Consider the following 14,277-nt stretch of genomic DNA (forward strand, 5'->3'; position numbering starts at 1 on the left):
ATGCCACATCGCGCCGCGCCAGCGCGTTCAGTTTGCCGAACCGCTGCCGCGATCGAGCGACGCTGCACGCATTGCGTCGCTCGGATTGGTGAAGAACTGCTGGCGTAGCTGCGCGATCTGCGCGTCACGTTGTTGAGGCGGCAAATCCTGCTTGTCGATCTGCGCGCGCTGGCTCGAGTAGTCCGCATAGCGCGCTTGCCAGGCGTCGTCGGCTTGCTGCATCTGTACGACGCGTTGGGCCGCTTCCGGCCCAAGTGTCTGCGTGATCTGCGCGCGCAGCGTATCGAGCGAACCGCCCTGCTTCTGCGCCTGACCGATCGCATCGAGTGCTGCCTGTTGCTGGCGCGCGCGCTCGTGAGCCGCGCGGGTTTCCGGCGGCAATGCCGCGTCTAGTGCAGCAAGACGCGCCGTTTTTTGCGCACCGCTCAACGAGCCATCCGATGCGATGCGCAAGCGCGCCAGATCCGTGTGTTGCTGCTGCGATTCAGCGCCGAAAAATGGTTCGTTCCATTCGCCCATCAATCGGGTGCCTAACGCGTCGCGCTGGTCGAGCGAGAGTTGCAGCGCGTCGAGGTCCAGCTTTGCGCCGCTTTGAGCCGGAGCGTTTTGCGGCACTTGTGCAAGCGCCATGAGATACGCGTTGTAGCGCTGCCAGACGGCTATCGCTTCATCGGTGGCCGGTGTGCCGTCGAGTTGCGCGGCGATCTGGCGTCGCACCAATGCATCGAGCGCCGCCGCGGAGATTTCGTTTTGCGTCGTCAGGAAATAATCGAAGAAGTCGCGGACCGCACGCGTGCGCGCGAGGTGGCCGTGGCCATCGGTTGGCAGATGCGGTGGCGACGAACCGTCGAGCGAAGCGGGCAATGCACCGGCCATCGACATGCTCGCGGCCGGGTCCTTGTTCGAAGCGAGCGTGGTTTGTGCGGAACCCGCTGCATTCGCCGCGTGCAGCGCTGACGCATCACGCGCCCACGGCGGCCGGTTCAGCCACAACGCAGCCCCGGCCGACACCGCGCCCACCGCCACAAAAATCAGCCACTGACTCCGTGCGCTGCCGCGCTGCCGATCCCATTGCCACATCCGTTCACACGCCTTGTGTCTTCAACCGGTTGGCCTGCGTGCGGATCACCGCCACCGGGTCCGCCGCATTCGCGCCGCGCACACCGAGCAACTGGTTGATCTCGTCGAGGTGATTCCACTTGTAACTGGTGCCTAGCACTTTGCCATAGAGCGCACTGCACACCGAGACAAGGCCGTCGTTCTGTCCCGACTGACGGCTCAGCATGATCGCGCCGGTGCCGTACAGAACGAGTGTCGACGGATCAAGAACGTTGGCCGGATCGATTGGCGCGACGCTGGTGTCGGTGGCGCCCGGAATGCCGAGCACGGAAGTCGGCTGGATCGCACTGCCTGCCCACGAGTACAACAGATGCGTGTTACCGTTGACGGTTTCAGTCGCCGCGCCGGTTTGACACGAACCCGGCGCACCGAGACCGGCGCTCGGATAGCGCAAGTTGTATGCCGCGGCGTTCGCCGTGGTCAGCGTTTGCAGCGCCGCTACCGCATTCTGGTTGGTGTTGTGATTGCTACTCGTCAGGATACCGAATATATTCGCAAAAGCGCCGATGATCGGTGTCGACAGACCGGTCGGATCTTTTTGCAAGGCGTCCTCCACGAAGTCGGCGAGCTCCGAGCCACGGTGCGGCGTGCCGATCGTGGTGACTGAAGCCACGAGTTCCGGCGCCACCGCCGCGACGTAGCGCGAGGTCAAGCCACCCTGGCTGTGGCCGATCAGGTTCACTTTCTGCGCGCCGGTTGCGGCCATGACCTGCTTCACATAAGCAAGCAACTGTTCGCCACGGCCGTTTGGACCGTCGTCGCTTTGAAAGCCCGACAGGTTCGCCACATACACGGTTGCGCCGTGCTGCTGGAGATCGGACTGAATGCCGTACCAGTAGTCGAGCACGCCGAGATATTTGTCGGTCCCTGTGAGGCCATGTACGAGGATGATCGGATAACGGGTTGCCGCGTAATCGTCGGTGCCGGTGTTCGAGGTCGCGGCGACTGCGCGATCGATACCGGCTGGTGTGGCGAGCGTCAGAAGAACGGCGAGCGGAGCATTGGCAACAGCAGCAGCGATCGCCCAGGCAACGATGCGAGAACCCTTCGATTTCGACATGTAACGGCCTCCGGTTGCGAAGTCCGCGTATTTAGCTATACAAATCGATGAAGGGCAATAGAGCGTGAACTCCAAACAGCTTATGCTGCAGTGCGAGTTGAGGGTTTATCGCAGTGTTGCAATGCGGTGAGCATTGAAGGTCTCGAGTTCGACAATGCTATCTGGATTCGAGCTTGACCTGACCAGCTCCCGCGGCGTAACGCCAAGCAATCGTCCCATCCAATGCGCCATATGACTCTGATGCGCGAAGCCTGTTTCCAGCGCAATCTGACTCGCGCTCAGCCTGCCTTGAAGCAATAGCGCTCTCGCCTGCTCCACGCGCCGCTGCACCACATACCGATGCACCGGCATACCCAGCGTCTCGCGAAACAGCACCTTGAAATGCGGCACGCTCAACTCGGCGAGCGCGGCCAGTTCATCGAGTGTGAGACGTTGATCGAGGTGCGCTTCGATAAACTCGATCACGCGAGCGGCGGTCTTCGGCGCAAGCGTACGGCGCCTGTTCTCGAGCCTGTCGAGCACCGGCGCGCCGCCAATCAGCCGCACCACCATCGCCGTACACAGACTCTCTGCATACAGCGGATCAGACGCATCATCCGCTTCGAGTTCGGCGCGTAAAGCCCAGGCCAGATGCTGAAAGCGCGGATCGCGCATCTGGAATTGCGGGCGAAGCTGCGCGTCGCCCGTCTTCAATTCCAATTGTTCGATAGTCCGTTGCGCAAACTCTTCCGCGATCCACACGCTGAAAATCGTGCAGGCGGATTCGTCGGTCCACTGCCCGTCCACACCGGCAGGAATCACATCCGCGTCGCCATGCGCCTGAATCCGCGAATAGCGGCGCTCGTTGCACATGCAACGCGCCTTGACCGGCGCACCGACATGCACGCCCACGCGATGATGCTTGAACGCAGGAATCCGGTGCAATCCTGCCGACACGTTGACCAGCTCCGCGCCAAAGCCTCGCCAGCCGAGTGCCTTGCTTGAGCGCAACGCAATGCGGGAACCGCTGTGCGGCTGCGGAATCGGTGTCACGGCATTCATTGCTTCCCCTCGTGGATGGCGGCCAATGTGTGTGCATTGTGCTGCGTTTTTCCTGGCTTTGCTTGGGCTCGCACCGCCTCAACCCGCATGTTGCGCCGCCACAAAGCAAAACAATCATCCAAATCTGCGCACGACAATCCACGCCCGCGCGTTTCCCTAACCTCGCCTCCCTAAGATGGCGACATACAGACCCGGGAAGGAGCCCAACGTGTTCGTCATCTTTGGAGCAGCAGGCAATGTAGGCAGAGTGAGTGCGGCGGCCTTGCGCCGGGCGGGCCGTGAAGTGCGCGCGGTCGTGCGCGATGGCAAGCAAGGTGCGGTGCTAGCGGAAATCGGCTGTGAAATCGCCGTCGCCGATCTGCTCGATCCAATCTCGGTAGCGCGCGCTATCGAAGGCGCGTACGCGGTACAACTACTGTGTCCGGTGCCGCACGCAGATGCCGATCCCGCGAACACGATGCGTCGCATGATCGACGTGAGCGCCGACGCCTTACGCGCCAACCCGCCGCAACGTGTACTCGCCCTCTCCGACTATGGCGCCGAACACGCGAGCGGCACGGGCATCACGACGCTGTTCCACACGCTCGAAACGCAGCTCGCGCCCATTGCCTCACAGTTGACGTTTCTGCGCGCAGCGGAACACATGCACAACTGGGCTCGCGTGTTGCCCATCGCGCTCGCAAAGGGCGTGCTGCCGAGTCTGCATCATCCGTTGAGCAAGTTGTTTCCGACGGTTGCCGCGCAGGACGTCGGCCTGCTGGCGGCCGAACTATTACTCGATGACAGACCGCCAAAAGTGTCACCGCGGGTGGTGAGTATCGAAGGTGAGACGCGCGTCAGCGCATTGGATGTCGCACGCACGCTCGGTGAATTGGCACACCGTCAGATCACGGCCTACGAAGTACCGCGTAGCGAGTGGGCCGCCATGCTCCAGGGCGCGGGACTCGGCGAGAACCACGCGCGACTCATCACGGATCTGTACGACGCGCACAACGCGGGCCGCATCGACGTGGAAACGGAGATCAGCGAACGGCGCTTCGGTGCGACCCCGCTAGCGGGTGTGTTTGCGTCGATCCTGGCGCGCGCTGCGGTAATGTCGAGCGCAACTGCAACTTCAGCTGCGCAGTAAGCAGCGCTCGTGACAGGAGAAACGGCATGCATACCTGCCCTTTACTGCGCGTATCGATGGAATCGCGGAAAACCGCGGCGCGTCGAACGCCGCCAGCGCGCGCGAATACAAGCGCTCGCTACTGGATGGCAATCCCGGCAAGTTTTGCGGAACGGATCGGCTGGCGAGCACTTCGGGACGTGCTCAACGCGATTCCCGACAGCAACGACGATTTTGGCTTGTTCTGATTCGCCGCGGGGTGGCCTGGCGTGACGTGACTTGGCTTCGATACATCATGAATTCGCCATAGATCCGCCGCAGATTCGCCATACCCACAGCAAAGCCCGCCGGCACAACCATTCAATAAATTGCCGAAATCGACGCTTCAGCCCAGGCCGCCGTTTGCAAAAGGCGGCCTGCGCCTACACGCCGCTTATTCGTTCTCGTCGAAGTAATGCCCGAACTTCACCTGCTTGGTGCGGATATAGCGCTCGTTTTCCTCGCGCATCGGAATCGCTAGCGCGACCCGCTCGCATACCGGGATGCCGTGCTTCGACAGCGTGTCGAATTTCTCCGGATTGTTGCTCATCAGGCGCACCGAGGTAACCTTCAGCGTGCGCAAAATGCCCGCCGCCGAATCGTATTCGCGCGAGTCGTCGGGCAAGCCGAGATCGAGATTCGCCTCGACGGTGTCGCGGCCCTGCTCCTGCAGCGCATACGCGCGAATCTTGTTCGACAGGCCGATGCCGCGCCCTTCGTGGCCTCGTAGATAAAGCAGCACGCCGCAGCCTTCGGCCGCGATATAGCGCAGCGCCAGATCGAGCTGCTCGCCGCAATCGCAGCGATACGAGCCGAGCACGTCGCCCGTCAGACACTCGGAGTGCAGGCGCGTCAACACGGACGACTTGTTGGCGACGTCGCCCATCACGAGCGCGAGATGTTCGGCGCCGCTTTCGCACACGCGAAACACGTAGGACGTGAACGTGCCGTAGCGCGTGGGGAGCGTGGCGGTGGCGTCGAGGATGACGCATTCGCCGTTGATTGCGCCGTCTGCTGCGGGCGACGGATCGTGAGACGTGAGCATGGCTTTAGACAATGGTGCTGACATGAACCCGATCAAACCGGGAATAAGGTACGGACTGGGAGTTTACCGCTAATCGGCGCGATGCACCCGGATGTCCATGCGCCGCGCACGGAACCGGTGCGGCGCCGCGCCGTATCCGGACTCAACGTGCCGCGCGCCACAGGTATTCCCGAGGTACTTTGGCTACGCCGTCGCGCCTATACTGGAATGGCCTGTCCCTCACGACAGCGCGCCGCATCGGCGTGCTGCACTGCGAAACGGAGCCGCTCCATGACAAGCGTTGCACAACTTCTTAAAACGAAACCCGATCACACCGTCGTCTTCACGGTCAGGGCCGACGATTCCGTCTACGAGGCGATCAAGCTGATGGCCGAAAAGGGCATCGGCGCACTGGTCGTAACGGACGGCGACAGCATCGCCGGGATCATCACGGAGCGCGACTATGCGCGTAAGGTCGTCCTGATGGACCGTTCGTCGAAGGACACGCCGGTGCGCGACATCATGAGCAAGGCCGTGCGCTTCGTCCGTCCCGACCAGACCACCGACGACTGCATGGCCCTCATGACCGAACGGCGCATGCGCCACTTGCCGGTGATCGAAAACGACCGCCTGGTGGGCATGGTATCGATCGGCGATCTGGTGAAGAACATCATCGCCGAACAGCAGTTCACGATTCAGCAACTGGAGTTCTATATCCACGGCGAACGGCCCTGAGCTTCGCCGCCTATCGCACGCCGCGCTGCATGCCGGGCGCCGTACGCGACGCGGTCGAAACAGGGCGCAAAAAAAGCCCAATCCTTGAAAAAGGTTGGGCGAAGCTACCTTGCGGCAGCGGAGGTTCCTGAATTGTGAGCCGCAACCCTGCGCGGCACGGCGGATTCGTTCAACTGGCGGCATAAACGGCACAAACCGCCCGCCACAGCCATCGGTAAAACACAACGTTCTTCAATGCGCACCGCATAAGGTGCGCATTTCCGTGCTTCCATCAAAACTGCTTGCTGATCGCGAAACGTGCGCCGGGATATTCCTCACACGCCCCGCTTCGATCAACTGTCGGCGAGACTCACCGGCTATCGTCGAAATCAGTTACCGAAATAAACCGACTTCGGGCCGGACATCGGCTGGACTACGCCACCCGCCTGCGACGAGCCGTTGACCGCGCCACCGTAACCACTGGTATCCGCGACCGGTTCCTGCGTCTGTGCGACGGCCGGATTTTGCGCCTGGACACGGCTTTCGGCAGCTTGAACGTCAGCCGGATAGCTCGTGTCGTTGCTCCTGCCCGGGTTGTAGCCGGCTTGCTCCAACTGGATCAACTGATTGCGAACTTCCGCGCGGGTCGCAGGCTGGTCGCTCGATTGAGCGAACGAAGCGACAGGGGCGGCGAGAATGGCTGCAATAGCGACTGCCTTGATAATCGATTTCATGATGACTTACCTCCAGACCTGGTTTTTTTCATTCGCTAGCCACACCATGTGGGAAGCGATTGAGTTCAGTCTAGTCACCCGATTGTCGAGGGAAAACCCTTAATTAGGAGATACATAATTGTTGAAATCGCAAGAGTGCATCGGAATTTGCGGCTTGCATAGATTGAAGGGATATCTTTACCGTAATAATTGTCGGGATCGTAACCCTTTGTGTCTGACGTTTAAAAAATGCGCGTCACTGAGCACGTTTTACCGAATTGCTTCGCTTTGCCGCCGGTAGTCAGATTTTCGCGCTCGCCACAGCGTCGGTATGCGGTGGGAGCAGCAGTTTTCGCGGCCCGCTGACGAACGCACTGCCCGGTTCGAAAAATCGTAGCGGCCGATGCATCTCGCGCGACAAGCCGATGCGCGTCGTGACGCCGATCGGCACGTCCCCCCGCTCTATCACACCGATCCACAGATCGCGCCCGGCGCACAGATCGAGGCCGTCGAACGACGGACCGATGCCCAAGGCCATGGTGAGCCGGCCGGGACCGCGCGCGAGGTCGCGCAGCGGCACACCAGGCCGCCGCGCCTCCATCAGGGGCAAGCCTTCAAGCGGCTCGATAGCGCGAAGCAGAATGCCGGCGCCAATCCCCTCGGCTTCCGCGGACATGTTCAGCATGTACGAAAGCCCGTAGGTCAGCCGGACATAAGCGTGGCCGGGAGCGAGAAACATCGAGCCGTTATAGGAGCGGCGCCCAAAAAACGCGTGGCTGGTCGAATCGCCGAGCGGATAGGCTTCGGTTTCGACAATCCGGCCGCTGATGCGCCCTTCAGGAAGATCGTGCACCAGGTATTTGCCGACCATGAAGCGCGCCAGCGCGACCGTATCGAGCGGCAATTCGTCACGAAGCAAGGGGAGGATGGGCAATGGCTGGGTCGGCATGCGGTCCGGACTGGTTGTGAAGCGCAACGCGCAGGGTTCGGGGGATGCGCCGCGGACGCATGAACAGACATACCCCCCATGCGTCGACATGCGGCGGCAAGCGATAAAGCGCCATCGCACCTGTATTCCACGCCCATTCGTTGTACCTGAACCTCATTTCCGGGCAGGGTTGCATTCACCATGGCACTAATTGGAGTATCGTGTGTTTCCGGTCTGCAGGACAGCCTTTGCCGGTGTGGTGTGCTCAGGCCCGCCCATCATCTTGCAGATCGAGAGAAGTTGCACGACCCGCAGCAGCGTTCCATTCAGATTTGATCCCGAAGTACCCGCTGGTGTAGTACACCGGCCCCATCCGGGGGCCGTCGTATTCATGACAATAGGAGAGAGTTGAATGAAAGCATTCCAGGCAATCAAGATGGTCGGCGGCGCGCTGATCGTTCTGGCGTCCGTCAATGCATACGCCCAAAGCAGCGATGCGGCGGCTGCGGCAGCGCCCATGGCCGCTGCGTCGGCGCCTGCCGGTGCCAAGGCGGTCAAGAAAGCCGACCGTGCGTTGGGACGTAAAGTGCGTACCGCACTGGCGAAGACCAAGGGCCTGAGCGTGGCCAACATCACCGTACGCTCGCGTAGCGGCGCGGTGACGCTGGCCGGCACGGTGCCTGAGCAAACGCAAATCGACCTGGCAACCCAGACCGCGCAAGGCGTGGCGGGCGTGACCTCGGTCAAGAACGCCCTGACGATCCGTCCGGTCGGACAGTAACCGCATCAGCCAGTCGTAGCGCTACATCCGGGCGCAACGCTTCATCAGAAGGCGGCGCGTCCGGACCGGAACATCCGGTTTCTTCCCCTTGATTTGTTAGCATTCGCGCCAGCGCCCAGGTTTCGGCGGCGCCCGTCCGCATCAGCCCCACGCAAACAGAACAAGCACCGAAAGGAAACCCTGAATGACCACACCCGCGACCGTTTTGCCCCGCTGGACCATCGCCGCGCCCTTCGTCGCCTGGATCGTGCTGGGTGTGGCATATGCCCTGCCGGGCAACGGACTGCTTCTCGCGCTAATCGGCGTGGCGCTGTGCGCAGCCGTGTTCACAGCGGTGCACCATGCGGAAGTGGTCGCGCATCGGGTCGGCGAGCCGTTCGGCACCCTGGTGCTGGCGGTGGCCGTGACGGTGATCGAGGTCGCGCTGATCGTTTCGGTGATGTTGACATCCGGTCCCGAGAAGGCCGGTCTCGCGCGCGACACCGTGTTCGCCGCGGTGATGATCGTCTGCAATGGGATCGTGGGCATTTGCCTGCTGGTGGGCGGCATCCGGCATCGCGAGCAGGATTTTCAGAGCCGGGGCGCGGCGGCCGCGCTGGCGGTGCTCGCGTCATTGTCCGTGCTGACGCTGGTCATGCCGAACTACACGACGACCAGCGCCGGCCCGCTTTTGTCGTCGTCGCAACTGGCGTTCGCGGGGGTGTCGTCGCTGGTGCTGTATGGGGTGTTCGTGTTCGTCCAGACCGTGCGGCATCGCGATTACTTTCTTGCCGGCGTCCCCGACGAGGACGTCCATGCCGCCCCGCCGAGTGTCGGTGTCGCGCTGGCCGCAGGCGGCTTGCTGGTGGTGTGCCTGGTTGCCGTCGTGTTGCTGGCGAAAGTGCTCTCGCCGGTGGTTGAAACAGCGGTGAAGAACGCGGGCGCGCCACCGGCAGTGGTCGGCATTATCATCGCCGCGCTGGTGCTGCTGCCCGAAGGACTCGCCGCCGTGCGCGCGGCGCGCGCCGACCGCTTGCAGAACAGCCTGAATCTCGCGCTCGGCTCGGCGCTGGCCAGTATCGGGCTGACCATTCCAACGGTCGCCGCGGTGTTTTTGTGGACCGGTCAGCCGCTCATCCTCGGTATCGACGGCAAGGAAACCGTGCTGCTGATGCTCACGCTGGTTGTCGGCACCCTGACGCTCAGTACCGGGCGCACGACGATCCTGCAAGGCGCCGTGCATCTGTCGTTATTCGCGGCGTATCTGTTTCTGTCCTTCGCGCCCTGACGATAAGCGAAGGGTCCGCGTTCTACCGGAACAACGGCCCCCTTCTTACTCTTCCCAATGCTCCGCGATCCAGTCGCGAAACAGATTCAGCTTCTGCTGATGCGCGACCGAATCCGGATACACGAAGTAATAGCGCCAGCCGGTCTTGAGCACCGTATCGAACGGCCGCACAAGGCGCTTGGCCGCAACATCTTCGTCGATCAATGCAAGGTCGCTGATGGCGACACCGAAGCCCTGCAACGCGGCGTTAGTCGCCATGTCGAGCGTGTCGAAGCTCGGGCCGTGGCCGGCGTCGATACCGTGTGTGTTCGCGGCATCCACTTCGGTCACTTTGGCGAGCCACATCTTCCAGTCACGATGATCGCGCGTGGGATGCAGCAGCGTGTGGCGCGCCAGATCCGCCACTTCGTTCAACGGTTTGTCTTTCAGCAGATCCGGCGCGCACACCGGTGTCAAACGCTCCTCGAATAGCGGCACCGCCTGCACGTCCGCGCCCGGCGACGAACCATAGATAATCGCCGCATCGAACGGCTCGAGCTGAAAGTCGACGTCGTGCTGCCAGGTGGTCGTGATCTGGACGTGCAGCTCGGGGTATTCGGACTGGAAGCGCATGATCTTCGGCAGCATCCAGCGCATCACGCAGGTCGGCACCTTCAGTGCGAGGTCGGTGCGTTGACGCGTGAGGCGCAGCGATATCTCCTCGATACGCGCGAAGCTCTCCTTCACGGCCGGCAACAGCAATTCGCCTTCGGCGGTCAGCGTCAAGCCTTTTGCATGGCGTTTGAAGAGGGGAAACTTGTAGTAATCCTCGAGCGCGATGATTTGCCGGCTCACCGCGCCTTGCGTCAGGCATAGATGATCGGCGGCACGCGTGAAGCTGCGATGCCGCGCAACGGTTTCGAAAATCTGCAGCGCGTTGAGCGGCGGAAGACGTCGCATCGGGGTAGTCCGGTTCGGGATCAGAAAAAGTCATTGCCCGGATAGGCGGCGTTGCGTGCCGTCATACCCGGTAAGCCCACAGGATACGCGATCAGAATGTCCTGCACGAGTTGCACGCGGGCAAACACGCATGCATTTCGCTCATGACGCGCGCTCCCATTCCAGCGTGGCCGCACCCGCTCGCACCGATTCAGGGCAAAGCCCGCCGGTCATCGCACCAGAACCGAGCTTTCCTCATACCTCCCACGCGCTCGTCCAGACCAAAAAATCATGGACGTTAACCCCGATACGCCACTGTCCCGGCGTTCCCACGGACCGCAGCAAAGCCGTCGCTAGCGTCGCGCGACAGCCGGGCCATGAGATTCTGTCATGCGCTCCATGCGCATATTTCGTTTGTTGGAGGATTTTGGCAAACCTAGAGTGCATCCACACGCAACGCATCGGGCATTGCGTGCGATTGGGCACCACAGGCACCACAGGCAGCGCACATGGGCGATGCAGCGGCAGCGGTCAGAGCGAAACTCATCAGGCAACAGGCGTTCAACACAGGAGACCGCCATGCAAGAGATCAAACGGGGTAGAAGGCAGGCCATCAAGACGATCGGCGCGGCACTCGCGGCATCCACCTTGCCGATGCCGTTTATCAATCTGCGCGCGCAGGAGCACAACTTCTCCGGCAAGACGCTGCGCTTGCTGACCTGGTCGGACGACACGGGCGCCGCCGCCTTGCGCAACATCGCCGCCACGTTCACGGCGAAAACCGGCGCCAAGGTGATCGCCGACCGCGCCGACGGCACCTCCGGCATGGTCGCCAAGGTCAAGGCCGCGGGCGATCGCCCCACTTACGACGTCATCACGCTGGCCGGCGTCGGCGCGGCGGGTCTCGGCGACGCGGGTCTCCTGATGAAGCCCGATCTCGACAAGCTGCCGAACCTCAAGGAAGTCGCGCCGCAATACCGCACCGGGGCGAACGGCTTCGGCGTGGGGTATCTGCTGTGGTCGGACGGTTTGATCTACAACACGTCGACGGTCAAAACGGCGCCGTCGTCGTACGAAGCACTATGGGACCCGAAGTACGCCGGACGCCTGTTCCTGCCGCCGCCCGAATGGGCCGAAGCCGTGGACCTCGCAATCATCGCCGCGAAAATGAACGGCGGCTCGCAGCAGAACATCGAGCCGGGCTTCAAGAAGCTGATGCAGTTGAAAGAGCACGTGATGACGCTCGGCGAGAACCCGAATCAGGTGGCCGATCTGTTTCGCACCGGCTCGCTCGATATCGGCGGCATCTATTCGCCGGCTTTTTTCCCTGACCAGATCCGCAAGCCCGAGTACAAAATGGGCGTGACCTACGGCATGAAGGAAGGCTTCGCCACGCAGTTGATGTTCACGGTGATCCCGAAGTCGCATCCCGCCGAAAGCGATCTGATCCACGCCTTCATCAACCATTCGCTCGATGCCGGCGTGCAAGGCCGCATGGCTGCCGACGTGCTGAACGGCCCGGTCAATTCGAAAGCGGTGATTCCCGCCGAGAGCCGCGCGTTCGTGCCGAGCCCGCAGCAGATCGCCGAGAAAGCGATCCTGCATGACGACAAGGCGCTCGCCGTCGTGCAACCGGCGTGGATCAAGCGCTACACCGAAATTTTCTCGGCATGACCGCGATGCTCGCGCGCTTTTCGCGGCGTGCCTCATCGGTGTCGGACGCTGCGTCCGACACCGCGCCGAGTGATGCGCCGGGCACGGCTTCCGGCTCGCCCGGCGGCACTTCCGGCACACCGGAACCGGACGAGCCCGTGAAAACGGCACTCGCGAAAGCGCGCCCCTGGCTTCTGCTCACGCCAATCCTGCTATTTCTCGCCATACTCGGCGCGGCCGCGCTCGTCGTGCTGCGCATGAGCTTCGGCACCCAGGGCAACGAATGGCACGGCTTCACGCTGCAGAACTACGCCGACCTCCTCGACGGCTATTTCATGAAGTCGTTGTGGCTCACGTTGAAGCTCGCGTTTCAAAGCATGATCTGCGCCGTGCTGCTGGCCATTCCCGTCGCGTTGGCGATGGCGCGCACCAAGTCGCGGCTCGCGCGGCGGCTGTTGCTCGCGGGCGTGCTGCTGCCCTTGCTCGTCAATCTGCTGCTGCAAGGTTATGGCTGGCTGATCATTCTCGGCCCGGCCGGCCTGCTCAATCACGCACTGCTCGGCAGCGGCCTTGTGGAGCGCCCGGTGATGTGGCTGTATCGCGAACACGGTGTGTTGCTCGGCTTGATTCAGACGGCGTTTCCTTTGGCCGTGCTGCCGTTGTCGAGTGCGATGCGCGCGGTCTCGAGCTCGTATGAAGAAGCCGCGGCCACGCTCGGCGCGACGCGCTGGCAAACGCTGCGTCACGTGTTGTTGCCGCTCGCCATGCCGGGTCTCGTGTCCGGCGCGCTGCTGGTGTTTGCGTACAACGCCAGCGCCTTCGCCGTGCCCCTGCTGCTCGGCGGACGCCGCGTGCCGATGCTCGCCGTGCTGGTCCACGACCAGGTCGCGCCCCTGCTGAACTGGCCTGCTGCGTCCGCATCGGGCGTCGTCTTGATGGTCGCGACGCTCACCGTGATGGCGCTGTCGCAGCGCCTCGTGCGCCGTACGCAACGTCTCGCCGAGGAGCCTCACGCATGAGCACGCCGATCCAGACTCCCCTGACGCGTCCGCCGGGTTCACCGCGCCTGCCGCGTTTGCCGACGGCCATGCCCGGCCAGCTCGGCAAGGCCACCGCGCTGCTCGCCGCCGTCGTGCTGTTTCTCGCCGCGTTGCCGATCCTGACGATGATCACGATGTCGTTCAGCGCGGCCGACACGCTCGAATTCCCGCCGCACGCCTACGGCCTGCACTGGTACCGCGCGGCGTGGCACAGCTTCGTCTCGCCGGACGCGAGCGACACGCTCTCAATGGGCGCCGCGCTCAGCACGAGCCTGATCGTCGCGCTCTCGACAATGGTCATCGCCACGCTCGTCTCGGTGCCCGCCGCCTATGCGTTGAGCCGCTACCGTTTTCGCGGCAAACCCGCTGTCGAACAACTGGTCGCGTTGCCGCTCGTCTATCCACTGGTGATGCTCGGCTTGTCGTTGCTGCTGGTGTTCAACGTGCTGCCGGTCGAACTCGGCGTATTCCGCCTGATCATCGCGCACGTGATTCTGGCGCTGCCGTTCACCGTGAAAAATTGCGCGGCGTCGGTGGCCTCGATCGGCCCGGAGTTCGAGGAAGCCGCCTACGTGATGGGCGCAAGCCCGACTCGCGCGCTGATCGACGTGATCCTGCCGCTGATGCGCCCCGGCATTCTCGCCGGCATGCTGTTCGCGTTCATCGTCTCGTTCAACGAGTTCACGGTGACCTTCTTCCTGTACGGCATCGACACGATGACGCTGCCGGTGTGGCTCTATAGCCGCACAGTGTCGTCGCTCGATCCGACCGTGTTCTGTTTCGCCGTATTCATCGTCGCGATCGACTTCGCGCTGATCTGGCTGCTCGAAAAGCTGATCGGCGACGAAGGGGTGGCGCTTTGACCACCCGTT

General features: G+C 62.6%; 14 protein-coding genes. 7 read left to right on the top strand and 7 right to left on the bottom strand.

The window, feature by feature from the left end; translation table 11 throughout:
• Positions 1–27: 27 nt before the first annotated feature.
• The 3 genes from ACOSV0_RS30990 to ACOSV0_RS31000 form a co-directional block, all read right to left on the bottom strand.
• Positions 28–1,080: a lipase secretion chaperone gene (locus tag ACOSV0_RS30990; RefSeq protein ID WP_434111105.1), complete on the bottom strand. Its 1,053-nt coding sequence runs from the start codon at positions 1,078–1,080 to the stop codon at positions 28–30.
• A gap of 4 nt (positions 1,081–1,084) precedes the next feature.
• The gene (locus ACOSV0_RS30995; RefSeq protein WP_434111107.1) at positions 1,085–2,179 is read right to left on the bottom strand and encodes a triacylglycerol lipase; all 1,095 of its coding nucleotides are present in this window, start codon (positions 2,177–2,179) and stop codon (positions 1,085–1,087) included.
• 105 nt (positions 2,180–2,284) lie between these two features.
• Positions 2,285–3,220: a helix-turn-helix domain-containing protein gene (locus tag ACOSV0_RS31000; RefSeq protein WP_434111108.1), complete on the bottom strand. Its 936-nt coding sequence runs from the start codon at positions 3,218–3,220 to the stop codon at positions 2,285–2,287.
• A 208-nt stretch (positions 3,221–3,428) separates the two neighbouring features.
• Between ACOSV0_RS31000 and ACOSV0_RS31005 the strand changes: the two genes are divergently transcribed.
• Complete coding sequence (locus ACOSV0_RS31005; protein ID WP_434111110.1) at positions 3,429–4,349, top strand: NAD(P)H-binding protein; 921 nt, start codon at positions 3,429–3,431, stop codon at positions 4,347–4,349.
• A gap of 412 nt (positions 4,350–4,761) precedes the next feature.
• On the opposite strand, the gene ribA is transcribed toward ACOSV0_RS31005, so the two are convergent.
• A complete protein-coding gene (ribA, locus tag ACOSV0_RS31010) occupies positions 4,762–5,412 on the bottom strand; it encodes a GTP cyclohydrolase II (RefSeq protein WP_434115922.1) in 651 nt (216 codons plus the stop codon).
• A 270-nt stretch (positions 5,413–5,682) separates the two neighbouring features.
• Between ribA and ACOSV0_RS31015 the strand changes: the two genes are divergently transcribed.
• Positions 5,683–6,126: a CBS domain-containing protein gene (locus tag ACOSV0_RS31015; RefSeq protein WP_434111112.1), complete on the top strand. Its 444-nt coding sequence runs from the start codon at positions 5,683–5,685 to the stop codon at positions 6,124–6,126.
• A gap of 368 nt (positions 6,127–6,494) precedes the next feature.
• Here ACOSV0_RS31015 and ACOSV0_RS31020 read toward each other — a convergent pair whose 3' ends face one another.
• Positions 6,495–6,839, bottom strand: coding sequence for a DUF4148 domain-containing protein (locus tag ACOSV0_RS31020; protein WP_434111114.1), 345 nt, complete (start codon positions 6,837–6,839; stop codon positions 6,495–6,497).
• Between the two features lie 280 nt (positions 6,840–7,119).
• The gene (locus tag ACOSV0_RS31025; RefSeq protein ID WP_434111116.1) at positions 7,120–7,767 is read right to left on the bottom strand and encodes a DNA-3-methyladenine glycosylase; all 648 of its coding nucleotides are present in this window, start codon (positions 7,765–7,767) and stop codon (positions 7,120–7,122) included.
• 391 nt (positions 7,768–8,158) lie between these two features.
• Here ACOSV0_RS31025 and ACOSV0_RS31030 point away from each other — a divergent pair, with 391 nt between their 5' ends.
• Entirely contained in the window at positions 8,159–8,527 is a 369-nt protein-coding gene (locus ACOSV0_RS31030; RefSeq protein ID WP_434111118.1) for a BON domain-containing protein, read from the top strand.
• A gap of 184 nt (positions 8,528–8,711) precedes the next feature.
• Positions 8,712–9,794 (top strand): calcium:proton antiporter, encoded by a 1,083-nt coding sequence (locus ACOSV0_RS31035; protein WP_434111120.1) that lies wholly within the window; start codon positions 8,712–8,714, stop codon positions 9,792–9,794.
• A 45-nt stretch (positions 9,795–9,839) separates the two neighbouring features.
• Here the strand turns inward: ACOSV0_RS31035 and ACOSV0_RS31040 are convergent, their stop codons facing one another.
• Positions 9,840–10,733 carry a LysR substrate-binding domain-containing protein gene (locus ACOSV0_RS31040; protein WP_434111122.1) on the bottom strand — a complete coding sequence of 298 codons (894 nt, stop codon included), beginning with the start codon at positions 10,731–10,733 and terminating at the stop codon, positions 9,840–9,842.
• A gap of 558 nt (positions 10,734–11,291) precedes the next feature.
• On the opposite strand from ACOSV0_RS31040, the gene ACOSV0_RS31045 reads away from it, so the two are divergent.
• Genes ACOSV0_RS31045 through ACOSV0_RS31055 form a run of 3 tightly spaced genes read left to right on the top strand, consistent with a single transcriptional unit; the run spans position 11,292 to position 14,268 of the window.
• On the top strand, positions 11,292–12,386 hold the full coding sequence (locus ACOSV0_RS31045; RefSeq protein WP_434111124.1) for an ABC transporter substrate-binding protein: 1,095 nt from the start codon (positions 11,292–11,294) through the stop codon (positions 12,384–12,386).
• 5 nt (positions 12,387–12,391) lie between these two features.
• Complete coding sequence (locus tag ACOSV0_RS31050) at positions 12,392–13,384, top strand: ABC transporter permease (RefSeq protein ID WP_434115924.1); 993 nt, start codon at positions 12,392–12,394, stop codon at positions 13,382–13,384.
• Positions 13,381–14,268, top strand: a complete 888-nt coding sequence (locus ACOSV0_RS31055) for an ABC transporter permease (protein ID WP_434111126.1) — start codon at positions 13,381–13,383, stop codon at positions 14,266–14,268. Before ACOSV0_RS31050 ends, ACOSV0_RS31055 begins: the two co-directional genes overlap by 4 nt.
• Positions 14,269–14,277 lie beyond the last annotated feature (9 nt).

The sequence above is a fragment of the Paraburkholderia caffeinilytica genome (assembly GCF_051027425.1).
Taxonomy (GTDB): Bacteria; Pseudomonadota; Gammaproteobacteria; order Burkholderiales; family Burkholderiaceae; genus Paraburkholderia; species Paraburkholderia caffeinilytica_A.